19 protein-coding genes are annotated in these 19,557 nt (G+C 60.4%); 5 read left to right on the forward strand and 14 right to left on the reverse strand.

The window, feature by feature from the left end:
- Positions 1 to 92: 92 nt before the first annotated feature.
- The 8 genes from BLR13_RS03595 to BLR13_RS03630 all read right to left on the reverse strand — a co-directional run bounded on the left by BLR13_RS03595 (position 93) and on the right by BLR13_RS03630 (position 7,850).
- Positions 93 to 962 (reverse strand): MBL fold metallo-hydrolase, encoded by an 870-nt coding sequence (locus tag BLR13_RS03595; RefSeq protein ID WP_244525074.1) that lies wholly within the window; start codon positions 960 to 962, stop codon positions 93 to 95.
- 2 nt (positions 963 to 964) lie between these two features.
- Positions 965 to 2,068: an NAD(P)-dependent alcohol dehydrogenase gene (locus BLR13_RS03600; RefSeq protein ID WP_074827572.1), complete on the reverse strand. Its 1,104-nt coding sequence runs from the start codon at positions 2,066 to 2,068 to the stop codon at positions 965 to 967.
- Between the two features lie 195 nt (positions 2,069 to 2,263).
- Complete coding sequence (locus tag BLR13_RS03605; RefSeq protein ID WP_083387647.1) at positions 2,264 to 3,376, reverse strand: cytochrome P450; 1,113 nt, start codon at positions 3,374 to 3,376, stop codon at positions 2,264 to 2,266.
- A 268-nt stretch (positions 3,377 to 3,644) separates the two neighbouring features.
- Entirely contained in the window at positions 3,645 to 4,319 is a 675-nt protein-coding gene (locus tag BLR13_RS03610; protein ID WP_074827570.1) for a 3-oxoacid CoA-transferase subunit B, read from the reverse strand.
- Positions 4,313 to 4,984: a 3-oxoacid CoA-transferase subunit A gene (locus tag BLR13_RS03615; protein WP_197679559.1), complete on the reverse strand. Its 672-nt coding sequence runs from the start codon at positions 4,982 to 4,984 to the stop codon at positions 4,313 to 4,315. The genes BLR13_RS03610 and BLR13_RS03615 overlap by 7 nt, the downstream gene beginning before the upstream one ends.
- An 84-nt stretch (positions 4,985 to 5,068) precedes the next feature.
- On the reverse strand, positions 5,069 to 5,476 hold the full coding sequence (locus BLR13_RS03620) for a Zn-ribbon domain-containing OB-fold protein (RefSeq protein ID WP_074827565.1): 408 nt from the start codon (positions 5,474 to 5,476) through the stop codon (positions 5,069 to 5,071).
- Positions 5,477 to 5,479: 3 nt separating this feature from the next.
- A complete protein-coding gene (locus BLR13_RS03625; protein ID WP_074827563.1) occupies positions 5,480 to 6,646 on the reverse strand; it encodes a thiolase domain-containing protein in 1,167 nt (388 codons plus the stop codon).
- Between the two features lie 34 nt (positions 6,647 to 6,680).
- Entirely contained in the window at positions 6,681 to 7,850 is a 1,170-nt protein-coding gene (locus BLR13_RS03630) for an ABC transporter substrate-binding protein (protein WP_433994273.1), read from the reverse strand.
- A gap of 541 nt (positions 7,851 to 8,391) precedes the next feature.
- On the opposite strand from BLR13_RS03630, the gene BLR13_RS03635 reads away from it, so the two are divergent.
- The 3 genes from BLR13_RS03635 (at position 8,392) to BLR13_RS03645 (ending at position 10,695) form a co-directional block, all read left to right on the forward strand.
- Complete coding sequence (locus BLR13_RS03635) at positions 8,392 to 8,883, forward strand: MarR family winged helix-turn-helix transcriptional regulator (protein ID WP_074827556.1); 492 nt, start codon at positions 8,392 to 8,394, stop codon at positions 8,881 to 8,883.
- A gap of 200 nt (positions 8,884 to 9,083) precedes the next feature.
- Positions 9,084 to 9,395, forward strand: a complete 312-nt coding sequence (locus BLR13_RS03640; RefSeq protein WP_244525075.1) for a hypothetical protein — start codon at positions 9,084 to 9,086, stop codon at positions 9,393 to 9,395.
- A complete protein-coding gene (locus BLR13_RS03645) occupies positions 9,376 to 10,695 on the forward strand; it encodes a Rieske 2Fe-2S domain-containing protein (protein WP_074827552.1) in 1,320 nt (439 codons plus the stop codon). Before BLR13_RS03640 ends, BLR13_RS03645 begins: the two co-directional genes overlap by 20 nt.
- 9 nt (positions 10,696 to 10,704) lie before the next feature.
- Here the strand turns inward: BLR13_RS03645 and BLR13_RS03650 are convergent, their stop codons facing one another.
- From BLR13_RS03650 to BLR13_RS03675, 6 genes are read right to left on the reverse strand one after another with little or no spacing between them, the layout of a single operon-like run.
- Positions 10,705 to 12,849, reverse strand: coding sequence for an acetate--CoA ligase family protein (locus BLR13_RS03650; protein ID WP_074827551.1), 2,145 nt, complete (start codon positions 12,847 to 12,849; stop codon positions 10,705 to 10,707).
- Positions 12,850 to 12,886: 37 nt separating this feature from the next.
- Positions 12,887 to 14,086 (reverse strand): ABC transporter substrate-binding protein, encoded by a 1,200-nt coding sequence (locus BLR13_RS03655; RefSeq protein ID WP_079586803.1) that lies wholly within the window; start codon positions 14,084 to 14,086, stop codon positions 12,887 to 12,889.
- Between the two features lie 29 nt (positions 14,087 to 14,115).
- The gene (locus BLR13_RS03660) at positions 14,116 to 14,820 is read right to left on the reverse strand and encodes an ABC transporter ATP-binding protein (RefSeq protein ID WP_074831937.1); all 705 of its coding nucleotides are present in this window, start codon (positions 14,818 to 14,820) and stop codon (positions 14,116 to 14,118) included.
- Positions 14,813 to 15,547, reverse strand: coding sequence for an ABC transporter ATP-binding protein (locus tag BLR13_RS03665; RefSeq protein WP_074827547.1), 735 nt, complete (start codon positions 15,545 to 15,547; stop codon positions 14,813 to 14,815). Before BLR13_RS03665 ends, BLR13_RS03660 begins: the two co-directional genes overlap by 8 nt.
- Complete coding sequence (locus BLR13_RS03670; RefSeq protein ID WP_074827545.1) at positions 15,544 to 16,494, reverse strand: branched-chain amino acid ABC transporter permease; 951 nt, start codon at positions 16,492 to 16,494, stop codon at positions 15,544 to 15,546. The genes BLR13_RS03665 and BLR13_RS03670 overlap by 4 nt, the downstream gene beginning before the upstream one ends.
- The gene (locus BLR13_RS03675; RefSeq protein WP_079586802.1) at positions 16,491 to 17,366 is read right to left on the reverse strand and encodes a branched-chain amino acid ABC transporter permease; all 876 of its coding nucleotides are present in this window, start codon (positions 17,364 to 17,366) and stop codon (positions 16,491 to 16,493) included. The genes BLR13_RS03670 and BLR13_RS03675 overlap by 4 nt, the downstream gene beginning before the upstream one ends.
- Positions 17,367 to 17,620: 254 nt before the next feature.
- Between BLR13_RS03675 and BLR13_RS03680 the strand changes: the two genes are divergently transcribed.
- Together BLR13_RS03680 and BLR13_RS03685 are read left to right on the forward strand one after the other, a co-directional pair.
- Positions 17,621 to 18,526, forward strand: coding sequence for a FadR/GntR family transcriptional regulator (locus BLR13_RS03680; protein ID WP_143039796.1), 906 nt, complete (start codon positions 17,621 to 17,623; stop codon positions 18,524 to 18,526).
- A gap of 234 nt (positions 18,527 to 18,760) precedes the next feature.
- Positions 18,761 to 19,555, forward strand: a complete 795-nt coding sequence (locus BLR13_RS03685) for a CoA-transferase (protein WP_074827543.1) — start codon at positions 18,761 to 18,763, stop codon at positions 19,553 to 19,555.
- Positions 19,556 to 19,557 lie beyond the last annotated feature (2 nt).

The raw sequence follows: 19,557 nt of genomic DNA on the forward strand, positions 1-19,557 counted from the left end.
ACCGCTGTCGCCTGGTGCGACAGCGGCTTTTTTGTGCAGATCGGCCTCCGATTTCCGGACCGGCATCCGGGTATGAAAGTAGCTCAATCCTCTCAGACGAAGGACCAGTCAAAGCGATCGCCACGACGCGTCACGCGGCCAGCTGAACTGCTCGCAAAATGCGCGGTAAATACCGTCGACCCGGTGTCCGCCGCGTGCTCGAGCAACCACCGCCGCGAAGCTCGCGCGTTCGCCGGATCCTCGCAAAACGCGCTGTTCCAGTCGGGACGAAACACCTGCAACGGCTGATGCATAATGTCTCCGCTGAAGACGGCCTGGTCTGCACCGCTTAAAAGCTTTATGGCGACGTGACCAACCGTGTGTCCCGGCGTCGGATGAAACATAAGACCATCTCCCACCGCGCCCTCCCCGTCGACGATTTCCGCCTGCCCGCTCGCGACCACCGGCAGAACACTGTCCTCATAGACGCCGGCGTTGACACCCTGCTTCCCCGCGGGACCTCGCCAATGCTCATATTCATCTCTCGGGAACAGATATTTCGCATTGGGAAACGTCGGCACCCAGCGGCCGTCGACCAACCTCGTATTCCATCCACAATGGTCGACGTGAAGATGTGTGCACATCACGTAGTCCACGGACTCTGGTGAAACTCCGGCTGCCGCCAACCCCTTAAGAAACGGGAGATCGAGTTGATGAAAGCGCGGGGCACCGGGTCTGTTCTTGTGATTGCCGGCACAACTGTCGATCAGAATCGTATGGTGTCGGGTGCGCAACACCCACGCGTGAATACTCGAGATCAGGCGCCCCTCCTGCTCATTGAAGCACGCCGGCACCATCAGCGCCCGATACTGCTGCAGAATCGCAGGATCCCAATCCGGGAACAGAATCCCAGGCGCGAAACTCGTGCCACGCTGCTCGATGACTTGAGTTATCGATGCTTCGCCGATCGAATGATGCATCATAATCAATTAAACCATAGCACCGGCTTCAGTACGGCGCAGGCGGCCGATGCATCCATCGCCGCGTTGACGTCCGCAAAGCCGAAGGGTGTTATCAACCTATCCAGCGGAAAATTTCCAGCCTGATAGAGTTCGATGAGCCTCGGAATGAAGTGCGACGGTTGACTGTCCCCCTCGACGATGCCCTTCACATTGATGCCGTTCAAGACGATGAAGCGGGTATCAATCGGAAGTCGATGGCCCGGTGGATACATCCCGACCAGCGCGCAGGTTCCGCGCAACGAAAGGCACTGAAGCGCCTGCGCGACAACGTCTCCAACGCCGGTACTGTCGACGACGTGCGTCACACCGGAGTTGGAGATTGATCTTACTTCGTCGATCAAGTCGGACGTTTCCTTGGCATCAACAACATGGGTGGCACCCAGCTCCAACGCCAATTCGAGGCGCTGGCGGACACGATCGATAGCCACGATCTTCGAGCAGCCGCTGGCACGGGCCGCCATTATGGCGCTCATTCCGACTGCACCAACGCCGAACACGGCGATCGAGTCGCCCGGTCTCGCTTGCAAGGAATTCAGAACCGCGTCGGCGCCGGTCTGCACCCCACACCCCAAGGGGGCGAGCACGTCCAGGGGCAAGTCCGGGTCAACTCGGATGAGGCTCGATTGCGGCACGATGGCGTGGGTAGCAAACGCAGACTGGCCGAAGAACAGGCTGTTTACGGCACCTTTCGGACCGCTCAGGGTGGTCGTACCGTCTGAGCGCGCTCCACCGAAATTCATCGGATTGAAATGCTCACAATATGCCGGGTGCGCCGTACGGCAGGAGTGACAGAAACCGCAGCTAGCGAAGCTTAGCAAAACGTGATCGCCAGGCCTCACGCGCGTGACGCCTGCCCCGACTTCCTCCACTATGCCGGCTCCCTCGTGGCCCAATACGAGCGGCAGCTTGAGCGGGATGACCGCATCTCGGCACGCCACATCAGTATGGCAGACACCGCAAAACGCGATCTTGACGCGAACTTCGTCTGACCGCACTTCGTCAAGGTCGAGTTCCTCGATCACCAGCGGCCTGGATGACTCTCGCAACACAGCTGCTTGAATCTTCATGCGAAGTCGTCCGTGCGAGCCACGATTGCCTTGTTATTTTTGATTTGCCGCACGGGTTGTTCCGCTCTCAAGTGACGAACGAACACTTCACTCTCATGCTTTTGGGGCCACCCAGAAAGTTGTTCTTCACCCATGTCGCCGGCTGGGTTAACTCGACTCGCCCGACGCGAGCCGCGAACTCTCCCAGAAAATGCTTCACTTCCAGGCGCGCGCCAGCGCCAAGCCGATACAAACGTGCGGGCCGAATCCGAAGGCGATATGCTCATTGTTTGTCCGTTGAATGTTGAACGCTTGGGAATCTTCAAAGATCTCCTCATCCCGGTTGGCGGACGGGTAAATCATCACGACGGATTGGCCCGCCTCGATCTTCTTCCCGCGAAGCTCATAGTCGTCGACGGCAACACGAATGAATGTTCGAACGGGGGACACGTACCTGAGCACTTCTTCGACGGTCCTGGTGACGAGGTCCGGACTTGAGCGCAGGAGCCGGAACTGCTCCGGATTCGCCGAAAGAGCGTGAATGCCACCAGCGATCGCGCCAGCCGTTGTCTCATGAACAGCAGCCATGATCGACACGCAATACGACAGCGCCTCATGAACAGCGATCGGAGCATCGTCGATCTTCGCGTTGGCGATTTCAGAAGCCAGATCGTCCCGCGGGTTCTTCCTTCGATCTTCCAACAGGTCCTTATAGTACGCGAAGAGCTCGGCCCCCGCCTCGGCGATCGCGTGTCCTTCGGTCTGGCGCGCGATATCAGGATCGTCAGGACTGAAGAGCTGCCCGGTCAACCGATGCATCATTTCGCCGTCCTTTTCCGGCATACCGAGGATCAACATGATCACTCTTAACGGAAACCAGACGCTTACCTTCTTCACGAAGTCGATTTCCCCCTCGGATTCCTGGATCAGGTCAACGTATTCCTTCGCCAACGCCGCGAGCCTTGGCTCCAGCGCCTTAAGACTGCCGGGCTGAAACCACCGACGGGTAACGTTGCGGTATTTGCGGTGATCCGGATCGTCCATTGTCGGCAGCGTGCGCATCAACGCATTGCCACCAGTCTTCCCCCGAACGCGCTCCTCTTCTTCGATGGTCTTAAGCCGATTGCGTGGCCCGACCAGGAATTTCGAACTCTGTCGTTCCACTTCCATGATGTCGGCATGCTTGGTTAGAGCCCAAAACGGCTGGTAATTCGAGGGCTCAGTCCAACGTACCGGGTCCCTACGGCGCAACTCCGACAGCATCTGATGCAATCTGGCTTCATCCGCATAAAGAGCAGGGTCAACGACATCGTTGTGTGAAATGTGCAAAGCAGTCCCTCCTCATGCAGAACTTTAGCTGGAATTCTTGGCAACGATCAGAAGATCGGCCAGCCTTTTCCGGTATGAGAGGGCCCACGCAGCGCGCCGTCTAATACTTTCTTGGTTTGGCGTTACACAGAATACATATGTGCGATTGACTGATTGACGTCCCGCAAATGCGCTCAAACGATCCAGGGTGATCGTAGCCATTTGAACACTTCATGGACACCGATACGGCGAACAAGCAGCCAAATGAGCCAGGCACGACCTTCCGTGCTCAAGCGGCAAGCGGCGCAGCCAAGATCTGCAAGTTGGTGGCAAACCGGAGTTTCGGCTCCGTCAACGACTGAAGCTCGGCGACGCCTATCCCTCCGACCATCTCTCTGACCAAAAGTCCGTCCGGCCGAACATCGATCACGGCCAAATTTGTGTAGATTCGCTTGACAACACCAGATGCCGTAAGCGGCAAGGTGCACCGATGCCGAACACGCGGCTCACCGTTTTTGCCGACGTGGTCCATGAGGACGCGAACCTCCCTCGCACCAACGGCCAGATCCATTGCCCCGCCAACCCCGGGTGGAAACGTCGGGTCGTCTGTAGCCCAGTTCGCGAGGTCTCCGGCTTCTGAAACCTCAAAGGCACCCAGCAAGCTAACGTCGAGGTGTCCGCCACGAATCATCAGGAACGCATCGGCGTGGTGCATATAGCCACCGCCGACAGCCAGCGTCGCAAGGTTCTTGCCGGCATCAATCAGATTCGGATCCTCCATCCCGGGTGTCGGTCGCGGTCCGAGACCCAGAATGCCGTTCTCGCTGTGAAAGATGACTTCTCGATTTTTCGGTACAAAGTTTGCTGCCAAGGTCGGAATGCCAATTCCGAGGTTGACAAAGCTGCCTTCCAGCAGGTCTTGCGCGGCGCGCCAGGCAACCTGTTCCCGCGTCAGCTTCACCATGCGCCCTCTCCAACGACGACGACCCGATCGACGAATATGCTTGGTGTCACGATCGCTTCCGGATCCATTTCGCCAAGTTCAACCATCGTGTCCACCTCCACTACAGTGAGCTCGGCGGCCGTCGCCATGACCGGATTGAAGTTTCGGGCCGATTTTGAGTAGATCAAATTGCCCCAGCGATCGGCCGCTCTAGCTTTGATCAACGCGACATCGCCCTTCAGCGGCTTCTCGAAAACGTGCAGCCGGCCGCCGATCTCACGGGTCTCTTTACCTTCTGCGAGTTTAGTGCCTGCGGAGACCGGCGAGAAAAAGCCGCCGAGACCCGCAGCGGCGCATCGCATTCGTTCGCTGATCGTACCCTGCGGCACCAGTTCAAGCTCCAGGGACTTCGACCTGTATGCTGCAAGGAATGCGCGGTAATCGCCAGAACGAGGATATGAGCAGATCACTTTTCGGACACGACCGGAATCAATCAACTTCGCCAGTCCGTAATCACCGGTGCCGGCATTGTTGGCCACGACCGTCAGCTCCTTGGCGCCCTGATCGTGAAGTGCATCCAACAGGTGATCGGCCACACCGACCGCGCCAAACCCAGCGACCAGCACTGTAGCGCCGTCGTTGATCCCAGCTACGGCTTCGCGGCACGTCTTCACTTGTTTGTTGATCACCTTCGGGCCTCATTCATTCGCAATTGCTCCGTGGAATACAACGCGCGCAATCGATACTCGTTCGTAAACGGACCGGCTCGATCACGCATGCCTATCTACCGGTCTAAACATGGGAACGAGCGATCCGTTCGTTGAAGCGACGTAGACAACCTCGACGACCTGTCCGATCCTCAGGCTGTCGAAGTCGCACTCGACAATGTTCGTCATCATCGCCGGTCCTTCGTCAAGCTGGACGTAAGCGAGCACGTACGGCTTACCGACCCTTCGCATCACGGTATATGAATAGATCCGTGCCTTGCCCGAAGCCAATGCCCAACCGACGTCGGCAGAAAGGCAGAACGGACAGAAATGCCGCGGGTAGAAGAATGGCTTCTGACACTTCGCGCACTGGCCAATTCGGAGTTGGCCGTTGTTCGCCGCAGCCCAAAACTGCTCATTGTCCAAATCAACGTTAGGCGGAGGCACGTCACTTTGAGTGGATCCGGCCATGCTTCACTCTCTTTCCAGAATCAGCGTAGCACTGCAATGACGCGAAGCGATCCAGCCGCCTGTGCCATGAGCGAGTGCGATATCGCAGTTCGGAACCTGGACACGCGGATGGGCTTCCCCGCGCAACTGACGAACTGCTTCAATCACCTTGGTCATGCCGCCTCGGTTCGAAGGATGGTTGTTGCAGAGACCACCTCCATCGGTATTAAACGGCAATCGACCGATACCGGAGATCAAATTGCCGTCGCTGACGAATTGACCGCCCTGCCCTTTCTCGCAAAATCCCAAATCCTCAAGAGCGATCAAAACCGAAATCGTGAAGCTGTCGTAAATGCACGCGCATTTGATATCGCTCGGCGTCACGCGAGCCTCGGCAAATGCCTGCCCGCCTGAGACAACCGCGCCTGACGACGTCATGTCTGGATATCCGCCGTGAATTTGCTTCACGAACTCGCCAGAGCCACGAACCCTCACCTTCGGTCGAGAGAGCGATTTGGCGATTTCGGGGCTTACAACAACGAGCGCGCCTCCGCCGTCGGTTATGACGCAGCAGTCCAGCCGGTGCAAAGGATCGGCAACCATCGGGGAATTGACAACTTCTTCCACTGTGACGACGTTTCGGAGCAACGCCAGCGGATTGTGTTGGGCATGGACGGAAGCCGCGACCTTGATCCACGCGAGTTGCTCGCCGGTCGTGCCAAATTCGTGCATATGGCGTGCAGCGGCCATCGCATACATACCAACGACCGATGATCGAAAAGGGCTCTCGAAACCGACGTCGGGCCCTGCGAATCTGGACGCAACAGTTGTCTTTCCCTCGGCCCTGGGTCGACCCGCCAGTGTGATGAGCGCGACCGAGCACTTGCCCGCTGCTATCGCCTGAGCCGCGTGATTCACGTGCAGCAAATAGGACGACCCTCCGACATCGGTCGAGTCGACGATTTGCGGCTTGATCCCAAGATGCTCGACAATGGCGATGGGTCCTAAACCGGGGGCGTCCGCCGTATAGAAGGCATCAACGTCCGCGATACCCAGGCCCGCGTCTTCCAACGCGCCCCTGGCAACCTCGGCATGAAGCTGGGCAATGCTCCGATCGGTTGCAAGTCGCGTCGGATGCTCGAATGCCCCGGCGATATATGCTGCGCCTGCCTTTGATAGACTACTCGACAACTTGCACTCCTCGATTCCAACGGCAGTTGGCGGGTTAGGGGCTCACGACGGGCCCAAACAGAACCCAATGCTCTCCGTTGAACCGCATCATCTGGAATTGGTCGATTGGAACAAAATCGGTAGCGCTCGTGTTCATCGTAATACCGGGAAGCAACAGCCCGATTTCCACATTGCGAAGACTCGCCGCCTGCTTCATGAAGTTTTCGCGAGTCAAATCGTCTCCGCATTGGCGAAGCAAATACACAAGGCTCTGCGCAGAAGCGTAGCCGAGCGCAGCAATATCGTTTTTGGCGCCAGATGGATAATGCCGGTCCATGAAGGCGAAGAATTCCAACATTCCCGGATCCTTGGCCCAAGCCGGATCCTCTGGATCTTTCCTGTAGGCGGCCGACATTATTCCGACCGCATTCCCCAAGCCCGCAGGCTTCAGCGTGGTGTCGATTGTCGCGGCTGTGTTACTGACATAGGTCGTAGGCTTCCACGCCAACTCGGCAACAGTTCTGATAGCTTGAGTTGCGAACTTGGAAATGGCCGCCACAACGAGCGTATCGGCTCCAGACGCCTTTAGAGTAATGACCGACGACGAAATCGTCGGCTCGGAAGTCTCATAAGACGCTTGGGCAATGAGCATTTCCGGAGCTCGCTCGCCAAGTCCTTCTTTTAGACCGGCCAGGTAGTCCCAACCAAAATCGTCATTCTGATAAAGAATCGCAATCTTGGCGTTCGGGTTCTGCGAGATGATGTGCTTTCCGTAAATCACCCCTTCGCGTTGGTAGTGAGGGATCCATCCCATCGTCCATGGAAACTTCGTTGGATCACCAAATTTGGCCGCTCCGGAGGTCACAAATATCTGCGGGACCTTCTTCTGATTCAAATACTTCATGGTAGCGGTATTCGACGCCGTTCCCGGTGAACTAAAAATCGCGAATACCTCGTCGCTTTCGACGAGTTTTCGCGTTTGTTCGACGGACTTGGGAGGGCTAAAGGCGTCGTCATAGGAAATGAAGGCTATCTTTCGGCCGTTGATGCCGCCTTCGTCGTTGATCTTCTTGAAGTAGGCCTCCTCTACTTTTCCCAGGAGACTATATCCGGACGCCGACCCGCTATAAGGCATCAGATTGCCGATCTTGATTTCCGTGGCGCTCACGCCTGGAACCGGCTTTGTGTCGCTGGCGACAACTTCGCCAATTTGCAAGAATAGCAGCGCGCAACCTAGGAAAAGCAGTTTCACAGCCGTGCCTCTTCGAAAGGGATGTTCGTATTTTCTTGGAAACGGACAGTCTTTGCGAACACTTGCCAACAAAGCGCGACCCGGGCACGCAACAATGAGATGGCCGCGGTGCGAGCACAAATACTCATTGCCGATGATTTGAGAGGATATGCATATGATTAATGCGACGCTCATAGCCGGATGCGGATAGCTGCCGGCTCGACGAAAGGATAGTTGGCTGCGAGTTTGCCGAAACGGGTTGCGATACGTCGACTGCCGCTTTTGCTCTCGCTCGGCGTCACCGGCTTCAACGGGATCACCGCCTATTTCGGGCTGCTGGACATTGGCTAGCCCCGCCCTGACGATACCGTGGTGGCATCGAGCGCGGCCGGTGCGAGAGCGGCGCCACGGCCTTTCGTACCGATCGCCCTACGGTGGCCCCGCTTTGGAGAATCTAGCAGCTTGCAATGGCGAATTTCTCCGCAAACAGGTAATGCAGGCTTATGACGGAGCGCACAGTCGATTTGAGAATCCCATGAAAGCCAGGTCGTCCAAAGGAGATACCCGATCGGCATCGCCGGACGAAATCGCCGGCAGGCTCAAGCTCGACAAGGGTCTCGGCTTCCTGGTGCGTCTGCTGGATACACGCATGAACGTGCTCTATGAGCAACTGACGGCACAGAACGACATTACCCCGCGGCAATTCGGCGTCCTGCTGACGCTCTACCAGCAGGGTACCTTGACCCTGACCGAGCTTGCCCAACATATCCGCGTCGACCGCAGCACGCTCGGCGAAATGATCAACCGGATGGCGAAACGCTCCCTAATCAGCAAACGCGACAACGGCAATGACCGCCGCTCCGCCGAGGTGCAGCTTGCGCCCGCCGGCAAGACGGTCCTCCTGAAGCTCGTGACTGGGGCTGCCGAACTGCAGACCGCCTTGCTGGCACCGCTGGCGGCCGAAGATCGCGCCCATTTCATGCGCTGCATGAAACGTGTCGCGGAACCGCCTGGCGGCGACGACTAGCCGACCGCGGAGCGCCTGTTCGGCAGTACGCCGCAGGCGTCCAGACATAAAATCGCGAAAACAACCCCATGCAAAGTAGGGTGGCGTCCATGTTGGCGGCAGATCGGCCTTGCCCGAACCGCTCCGCCGAGTTATTACGTATACGTAGTAAATAGCGAAAGCGTTTCGGGATGGAGCAGCGGCTGAGGGACTGTCTGAGCGTGCCCTATCTGCTGGCAGCGGAAACGGTCGAGGTCGCACCGGGATCGTGGATCAGCCGCGTCGCCTACCCGGAACTGCCCGGCTGCAGCGCCGAGGCCCCGGTCGTGGAGGATGCGCTCCATCTGCTTGAGCGAAAGCGGATCGAGATGATCGTCCGGATGGTCGGGGAAGGCCGCGCTCCGCCGAGGCCACGGCCACCTCTCGGGGATTGCGACCCGGTCTGGGTCGCCAGACAAGCCAGCTTATCCGACGAAATCATTGCCCTGATCAGCAGTAACGGAGGAAACCAAGATGCTCTCGCGCCAGGATAACGAAACGCTGGTCCGGGTCGGAACGGACACACCGATGGGATCGTTGTTCCGGCTGTTCTGGATTCCATTCTTCTTCTCCAAGGACATCATTGCCGACGGTCAACCAAAGCGAGTGACGCTGCTCGGCGAGGATCTGGTCGCGTTCCGCGATTCGCAGGGGCGTGTCGGTCTGATGGCCAATGCCTGCGCGCATCGCGGCGCGCCGATGATGTACGGACGCAATGAGGACTGCGGCTTGCGCTGCGTCTACCACGGCTGGAAATATGATGTTACCGGTGCGGTTACGGATATGCCGGCAGAACCGGCCAAGAGCCGGCGCAAGGACAAGGTCAGGATCACCGCCTACCCCTGCCGCGAACGCAACGGCATGGTCTGGGCCTATATGGGTCCGGAGACGGCTGACTTGCCGCCGCTGCCGAACGTCGAGTGGAATCTGGTTCCCACCGGGAATGTCGTCGTTTCGATGCGGGTGCAGGAATGTAACTGGCTGCAGGCGCTCGAAGGCGAAATCGATTCCGCGCACGCGCCGATCCTGCACAGTCGGATCGACTCCAAAGGTGCGATCAACGAATGGCTAGCCACGCGCGACCTGCGGCCGACCTTCGAATGCATCCGGCAGGATTTTGGCATGAGCATCGCGGCGAAGCGGCAGCTTGGCGACGAAAGGCTATATTGGCGCGTGAACCAGTTCATGATGCCGTTCTATTCGCTGGTGCCGCCGCAATCGAAATTTCCCGATCTCAGCGGCCACGCCTGGGTGCCGATGGACGATAATCACACGCTTTGCATCTTCTTCTCGTATCACCCGTCCGAACCGCTGCCCGCACGCACGCGCGATTTGTTCGAGGAAGGCCATAACGGCCGCGAAACGGGCCATCCGAGCAAAAATGCCTTCGTCAAGCGCGATGCCACGGTGCCCTATGCTGATTACTGGACCAAATTCACCCGCGAGAACGGTTACCAGTTCGACTATCAAAGCCAGGTCGACACATGGTTCTCGGGGCTGCCGGGGCTCTGGGTCCAGGATGGTGCGTGCCAATCGGGCATCCGCCCGATCTTCGACCGCACCAAGGAGCATCTGGGATCCAGCGACACCGGGATCGTTATGACCCGGCGGCTGCTGCTGGAAGCGGTCAGCGCCTATCGCGACCAGGGCATCAAGCCGAACGGGGTTGGCAATCCCGATACTTTCATGGTGCGCGCGGTCTCGCTAACGCTGCCGGAAACCACGTCATGGGTTGACTACGGCCGGCCGCATATGACGGCGAAACTCGGCGCCGATTTCGGCTACGCGCTGTAGCTCACGGCATCATCGACACACGATCAAGGCGTCGGCGGCCATCACCCCGCCGGCCGATGCGATCACCGGGTTGACATCGATCTGATCGACCACATCGCGCAAATCATGCGCGAGTTCGGAGAGCCGGCAGATGGTGTCGGCCAACGCGTCGATATCCACGCCCGCGTTTCCGCGAAACCCGGTCAGCAAGGCATGGCCCTTCAGCGATGCCAGCATCGCATGCGCGGCCTGATCGCCGACGGGCGCAAGCCGTACCGTGGTATCGCCAAGCAATTCGACCATGATTCCACCAAGGCCCGCCGCAATCAGCGGGCCGAACTGGCGGTCGTTCTTGACGCCGAGCACGATCTCGATTCCCGGCAACACCATCTGCTGCACGCTGACGCCGTCGATCCGGGCCCGCGGCGCGTAGCGCATCGCCGATGCCAGAATATCCGCGGCCGCCGAGCGCACCTCTTCCGGCGTCGAGAGCCCGAGCTTGACGCCGCCGGCTTCGGTCTTGTGAAGAATGTCCGGCGATACGATCTTGATCGCTACCGGGCCACCGATTTGGTCTGCAGCCGACGCAGCTTGCGCGGGATCGCGCGCCAATATCTCCTTCGGCGTCGCGATGCCATAGCAGGCGAGTATCCGTTTCGAATCCACTTCCGATAGCGCCACCCCGCGCCCCCTCGCCTCGATGAGGATGGCGCGCGCAGCCTGTTCGGCCGACGGCAAGGATTTCCGCGCCCCAGCGCAGCGAGGCGCGCGATGTTCGTGCCAGTCGAACCATGCCCGCAACGTTGCAAAGCAGCGGTCGGCCGAGCGGAACATGCAGACTTTCGGATCCGCGTCGAGCAGCTCACTGCCCGGTCCCTGGTACCATTCGTTCATCCAGACCACGGCCAGCGGACGGTCGGTGCGGTCCGCCGCCTCGACGATCGTCGGCGCCCGCGCGCCGCTCGACGACACGTGGGCAAAGATCATCGGCATGACCAGCGCGCTGAAACTGGAATCATTCATGAAAGCATCGAGGCAGAAACCGAACGTCTCGGAAGTCTTCAGGACTTCCGCGGTGAGGTCGGACGGATTGGCAACGGAACCAAAATCAGGAACGACCTGATGCAGTGCCGTCGCGGTCTTCGCCTCCAGCGCCGGCAACGCAACGTCGTGTGCTTCGGCCTTGTCGGCGCAGATCACGGCGGCACCGCCCGACGTCGAAAGGATACCGACGCCCCTGCCGCGGGTCGGCGCGCTCGTCTTTGCAAAGAACGACGCAGTTTCCAGCACCGCTTCCAGATCGTCGACCGCGATGGCGCCGGCTTCACTGATCGCCGTCTGGTAGGCGACAACCGAGCCCACCATCGTTCCGGTATGCGACATTGCCGCCTTGCTGGATGTCTCTCTGTTGCCGGTCTTGCAGACGATAAGCGCCTTGCCGGCGTCACGCGCTTTGCGGGCCGCGCCGAGGAAGCGATCGCCATCCTTGACGCCCTCGAGCAGGCAGATGATCGCTTTGGTGTTGTCGTCCTCGGCGAGATAGGAAATGAAATCGCAGACATCGACGTCGCAGGAATTTCCTGCTGCGAGGTAATGCGAGAACCCAATGCCGCGTTCCATGCCTTGCAGGACAGTGTAACCCAGCGCCCCGCTTTGCGAAACGATCCCTATCGGACCGCGCCGGTGGCCCATGCCGGCATAGTCAGGCATGAAGTTCAGTCCGGCGCCCGAACGCGTATTGGCAAGACCGACGCAATTCGGTCCGACCACGCGCACGCCGGTTCGATGCGCAAGCTCGATCAAACGCTGCTGCGCTTCGATGCGATCCGGCTTGGCCGTCTCCGCAAAGCCCGAGGCATAGACCACGACCCCGCCTGCCCTGGCCGCAGCAGCAGCTTCGATCATGCCCTCGACCATCGGCCGCGCCACGCATAGCACCACGCAGTCAGGACTTTCCGGCATTTCCGCCAGCGACGGCACACAGGGGCGGCCCAGCAAAGTCTGGTATTTCGGGTTGATCGCAAAGACCTTGCCGGTGAACGCCGACATGTTGGAGAGTGTGCGCTCGCCGAACGAGCCGCGTGTCTCCGAGGCGCCGACCACAGCCACGATTTTGGGATTGATCAGGCGTTCGAGATCGGCAGCATGATAGAGCGGCCGCGTTGATGGTGTCATGTTTCCTCGCAAATGTGGTGCTGCGCGATGACGCCGCTCAGGGCGTGTTGAATCCCTTGAGAACGGGCTTCGCGGTGGCCTTCTCGGGCGGCCATACGGTGACAAGCTTGTCGCCCTGGAACTGCGTCACCGTGGTGTCGCGCCCCTTGTTGCGGCCGTTGTCGTCGAACTCGAGAAAATCCGACGAGGTAATCATCTCGTCCTTGCCGACCTTCACCTTGCGCAGCGCGTCGGCGACATCCTCCGGCTTGAAACTCTTGGCCGCATCGAGCGCCCGGATCGCCACCATGGCGCCGAAATAGCCGAGCGCCGAATTCAGCGTTAGCGGCTGCTGAAATTTCTTCTCGAACGCCGCGCCGATCTTCTCTGCCGCCGGCAGGTCGCCGGAAAATGGCGTTACCGCGAACTGCCAAGCCACCAGTTTTCCAATTTCCGGGCGCAGCTTCGGATCGCCGGACATCCCGCCGGTTCCGATCACGACGGGGTGAAAGTCGAGCTGTTCATAAGCCTTCGAGGCCAGTACGCCGGCACGGAAATATCCGACCTGAACCACGACGTCCGGCTGCGACGCCTTCACCTTCAAGACCGGCTGCAACAGATCCTGTGCCGATGCGCCGTAGTCGATGAACGACGTCACCATCAGATCCTTGCGCCCGGCGAGTTCGAGCTTGAGCTGCTTGCCCATTTCGATGCCGTACTCATTGTCGGGACAGAGCACGGCCACCTTGGTCAGCTTCGGATTGAGCTGATGGACCATGTCGAGCGCACGGAAGATGCCGGTGACATAGTCGCTGTCGATCAGCGTCGTCGACCAGGTCCATTTCAGGCTGCCATTGCTCAGCGATTCCTGCTGCGGGATCGCATTGACATGCGGAATGCCGTATTTCTCCGCGACCTGGGACAACGGGATGGTCTCGTTGGAGGTCCCTGCCCCAATGATCAGCGCAACCTTGTCCTGGTTGATCAGCCGTTCGGTCTCGCCGACGGCATTGACCGGCTTGCTCTGCGAATCGCCTTTGACGAGTTCGATCTGGGCGCCGCCATGATTTTTGAGACCGCCCGCCGAATTCACTTCTGCAACGGCCAGCTCCGTACCCCGCATGCCATCGCCGCCGGCAACCGCACCCGGACCCGTTAGCGCATAGACCGCGCCGACCTTGACCGCGTCGGCAGCGTTGAGGCTAACGACCGACAACAACGTCGCTGCCGAGAGAAGAAAGCCCACCATGCGTCTCATCTGCGTCTCCCTGTTTTTCTCGTTACGCGCTAAATTCCAAGATAGGCCTGTTTGACGCGCGGATCCGCCGCGAGGCTGGAAGCCGCGCCCTGAATGGCGAAACGACCCTGTTCGAGCACATAGCCGTGGTCGGCGACTTCGAGAGCCAGCGCCGTATTCTGCTCCACCACCAAAATGGTCAGGCCTTGCGCCGCCAGCCGCCTTACCGCGACGAAGATCTCGTCGACGACGATCGGCGCGAGGCCAAGGCTGGTTTCGTCGAGCAGCAGCAACCGCGGCGAGGCCATCAGCGCACGCGCGATCGCGACCATCTGTTGCTCGCCGCCGGACAGCGTGCCGGCAAGCTGAGCGCGTCGTTCCCGTACTTTCGGAAACAATTCGAGGACGGCCGCGAGGTTTTCATCCCGCTTTGGACGCGCCACCGGCGACGACGAACCAACCAGCAGGTTTTCCAGCACCGTCATGTCCGGAAACAGCCGCCGTCCTTCCGGAACCTGCACGAGACCAGCCCTCACGATGTCCTGCGGCGGCATGCCGACGATATCCCGGCCATCGTAATGGACGGTTCCGGCCTCTGCCGGAATGATCCCGGATATTGTGCGCAGCAGCGTGGTCTTTCCCGCGCCATTGGCGCCGATCAAGGCCGTGATGCTGCCGGCCGGAATCGAGAGATCGATCCCCCGCAGCACAGGCACGTCGCCATAGCCAGCGCACAGTCCAACCACCTCAAGCAGTGCCATGATGCCTCCTGCCGAGATAGGCCTCGATCACAGCCGGATCGGCGGCCACCGCGGCCGGCAATCCCTCCGCGATCTTGCGGCCATTCGCCATGACGACGATACGGTCCGACAACGACATGATCGCGCGCATAACATGCTCGACGATCAGCAGCGCTATGCCACCGCGCCTGATGTCGGCCAGGATCACCATGATTTCGTCGATCTCGGCAGGATTCAATCCGGCCATCACTTCATCGAGCAGCAGCAAGCGCGGGCGGGTGGCCAGCGCACGCGCAATCTCCAGCCGCTTCTTTTCCGGAAGCGACAAATTGCGCGCCAGCGCGGCAGCCCTGTGATCGAGTTTGACGCGGGTCAATACCGCCATCGCTTCGGCCGGCGGATCAGCGGTCTCCCGGTTCGGCCCAAGCACGCCGGCAATGACATTTTGCAGCACGGAGACATCGCGGAACGGTTGGACGATCTGGAAGGTGCGGCCAATGCCCAGCCGCGCCAGGCGATGCGGCGGCTGGCCGGTAATGTCTCGCCCATCGAAGGAGATGGCGCCTTTGGTCGGGCGGATGAAGCCGGAGATGGTTTCGAACAGCGTGGTTTTGCCGGCGCCATTTGGCCCGATCAGGCCGACGATCTCATCAGCGCCAAGATCGAACGACACCTCGTCAACGGCGCGCAGGCCGCCGAACCAGCGCGACACGCCACGCACCTGCAACAGCGGCGCGCTCATTTTTTTCTCCGCAAGACGGCGGAGGACAACAGCCCCCACAGGCCCTGTGGTGCCAGCCGCATCACCAGAATGAGCATGACGCCATAGACAATGAGGTGAACGCCGGCGAGCTTGCCACCGAGCAGGCTGCGAAGAAGCTCGGTGAGAGGCACCAGAACGACCGCGCCCAGCAGCGGTCCGAACAGCGAGCCAAGTCCGCCGACAAAGGAAAACAGCAAGGCGTCGATCGAGAGCGTCACGCCAAACAGGGATTCCGGATCGATGAACAGCATATAGTTGGCGTACACAGGACCGACCAGCGCCGCCAACGCGCCGCTGATCGCCGCGGCAATGACTTTTCCCTGCACGACATCGATCCCCAGTGCCGCCGCCGAACGTTCGTTCTCCCGGATCGCAAGAAAGACATAACCCAGACGCGTGCTATCGATGGCAAGGATGGTGACCGACGCCAAGGCGAGAACGCCGAGCGCGGCATAGCAAAAGCCGAGTTTGGAACTGAACTGGAGATTGACGAAATCCGGCTTCGACGGGATCGACAATCCGTTGGCCGCACCGAGGAACGAAACATTGCTGACGATGTGCAGCGCCATCTCGGCCAGCGCCAACGTGACAAGCGCAAAATAGACGCCGGACAATTTGCGCCGGAACACCGTGTAGCCCATCAGGGCGCCGAGCGCGCCGCCCAGCGCGGCGGCCGCCACCAGACCGATCCAGGGGCTGACGCCGGATTTCAGATAGAGCGCGGTGGAAACATAGGCGCCGGCACCGACGAAGAGCGCGTGGCCAAGCGACATCTGGCCTGCCATCCCGCCGAGGATGTTCCAGGCCAGCGCCACCGAGCCGTAAAGCGCCACAAGAACGAAGATGTGCTGCCCGTAGATCGACAGCAACGGCGCGACGCCGGCGAGCAGCGCGACCGCGAGCGCGAGATACAGCATCCGCCTCATAGCCGGCGTCCCCCGAGCAGCCCCTCCGGCTTGAACAGCAGGAACAGAATGAAGATCGCATAGGTAATGATGAAGTTGATCGAACCGCCGGTCAGCAGGCCGCCAACGGCCTCAACCACCCCAATGAAGAAGCCGCCGATCAGGGCGCCAGCGAAATTGCCCATACTGCCGAGCACCACCACGATGAACGCGGTGAGCGTGAAATTCGAGCCGACGCTTGGGCTGACATAATTGAACGGCGCGATCAGCGGCGCCACCAGACCGAGCGAGCCGACGCCGATGCAGAACGCGAAAAGATACATCCGGTCGACATTGACGCCGCACATCAAGGCCGCGTCGCGATCCTGAGCGGCTGCCCGGATCAGCCGGCCCTGTTCGGTCGATCGCAAGAACCAGTAAAGCCCGAGGCAAAGCGCAATCGATACGGCGCTCGCGATCAGCGCGGCGGCCTGAAGGAACACGTTGCCGAGCCGCACCACCTGACCGGACAGGACCGACGGGATGGCATGGAGATCGGCGGTGAAGAACACAAGCATGGCGTTCTGCAGGATCAGCGACAATCCGAGCGTCACCACGATCTGGTTATGCTCAGGCGCCCGGATCACCGGCGCCACCAGCAATTTGTAGGTAAAGGCAGCTGCGAGCGTGACCAGCGGCAGCACAAGCACCAGTGACAGATATGGATCGAGACCGAGCAGCTTCGCGCCGAGATAGGTCAGATACAGGCCGACCGCTAAGAAGTCGCCATGCGCAAAATTGACGATCCGCAGCACGCCAAACGTCATCGTCAGCCCGACGGCGACGATGGCGTAGACGCCGCCAAGCAGCAGCCCGTCCGCGAGCGCTTGTGGGAGAAGCGGCAACAAATCCATCAGGCCGCTGCCCCGCCGCGCCAATGCTGCAGCCTATCTCCGCCCACGACGCCGTCCCTTGCCACCGATTGTTTGATATCGCCCGTCTTGAAGCCGGCGGTGCTCCAGACATGCCTTGGCCGGCCAGAGTCTGCCGGATCGCTGCGTCGCCTTGGCTTTCGGGAACGAAAGCTAATGGACAGACCATTGATGCATTTTACCTGGACTTCGTCAAGAATGCTGTGCATCCCGGTCGCGTTGGTATAAAGGACTAGGTGCCAGCATCGGCGCGCACGCCAGAGGTGAACAAGACCGTGATCAGGAAGACGACGATCGCCGCAACGGCGCCGGCAGGAGCGAAAAAGCGTCCCGCCGCGCGGCGATCCGCCGCCAAAACTGCCGATCCGGCGATCAGCGACCGCTCGCAACCGCGCTTCGCGCCGATCCGCACCAAGCGCGTATTCGAGGAAATCTGCGAACAGGTCCGCCGCGAGATGGCCGCAGGATCGCTGCGCCCGGGCGACAAGCTGCCGCCGGAACGTGAGCTGGCCCTCAAGCTCGGGGTCAGCCGGGCCGCCGTACGCGAAGCCCTGCGCAGCCTCGAGATCGCCGGCGTCGTCGGCCTGCACAAGGGCGCGCGCGGCGGCGCCTTCATCCTGAAGGGCGACCCCGATATCGTGACGCGATCAATCCGCGACATGTTCCATCTCGGCCGGATTTCGCTGGATAATCTGACGGAAGCCCGCACGCTCGTGATGCAAACGGCAATAGAGCTTGTCTGCGCGCGAATTCGGCCGACAGCGTTGGCAGCGCTGGAGAAGAACGTCGATCGGCTGACGACGCTTCCCACCTCCGGCAAGGCTTCGGAGCGCGTGGCAATCAGCGCAGAATTCTACCGCTTGATCTCGCAGGCCACCGACAACACGGTGTTGCAGGTAATCATCGAAGCCCTGACCGACATCGTGCTGCAGCAAGTCGAGCAATCCAACATCGAGTTCTTTCCGAACCTGATCGCGCACCGGCGACGGCTGGTCCAATACATTGCCACGCGTCAGGTGGACGAAGCCAAGCGGGAAATGACCGAACATCTGCAACGTCTTCGTCGCCATCTGATGCGCGCCGAGCGCACCGCGGCCGACAACAGGGCCACTAGCGCGCTGGCCGAAGAATCCTCGCTATAGATTTCCTGAGGCGTCCGTCACGAGCCGTACCTGGCTTCCGCAGCGCGGCGCAAAACAAAGCGGCAACCGGCCCCCTCCTTCATTCCCTGTCCATGCATCGCTGCCGGTCGATTGCAGCGGAACCGCCGTCATGCGCTGCCCAGCGGCGTGCCATGAGCGAAGCGCGGTTTGACATTCAAACCGGGCTGATCCTAGTATGGTCTGACCAATGATCCTTAAACAAAGAAATTAAAGATGACCTCACCCGCTTGCTCGATGGCTGAACTGCAGGCGGTGCTGCTGGCGCGCGACCTGCGTGACGGCGAAAAGGCGATCATCGGCACCAACAGCGACGTCCAGGTCGCGGCCTGCAATCTCGCACGCTGCCGGCAGGCGCCGACGCTGTGGTGGGTCTCGGGCCCCGGCGGCATGGTCAATTGCAACGAACCGGTGATCCGCTCGACCGCGCGCACGGAAAACATCGCCTGGAGCGAGGCGATGATGGACCTGCCGCAGATGGTCGATTTCATCGACTGGAAAATCCATTTTTTCGATTTTGCCATTCTCGGTGCCATCCAGGTTGACCGGTTCGGCAACATCAATACCGTCTGCGTCGGGCCCCACGATAAGCCGCGGCTACGCGGCCCCGGCACGGTCGGCATCAGCGCCCTCACCGCGCTGGCGCGGCGGTTCTACGTTGTGATGGCGCGGCACGACCGCGGCAGCTTTCCCGAACGGGTCGATTTTCTCAACGGCCCCGGCTTTCTCGACGGCGGCACTTCGCGCACCGACCGCGGCCTGCCCGAAGGCGGGCCCAAGCTGGTGCTGAGTCCGTTCGGCATTTTCGATTTCGAACCGGTGTCGAAAAAAATGCGCCTGAAGTCGCTCAATCCGGGCGTCACGGTTGAGCAGGTTCAAGAGGCGACCGGCTTTGAGCTGCTGATTGAGGGCACGCCCCCAGTCACGTCGATGCCGACCGCCGACGAACTGCGCGACCTTCGCGAAAACGTCGACTCGACCGGCGTGCTGCGCGAGCGGCGGCGCGCCTAGCC

It is taken from the genome of Bradyrhizobium ottawaense (assembly GCF_900099825.1).
In the GTDB taxonomy this organism is placed as follows: domain Bacteria; phylum Pseudomonadota; class Alphaproteobacteria; order Rhizobiales; family Xanthobacteraceae; genus Bradyrhizobium; species Bradyrhizobium ottawaense_A.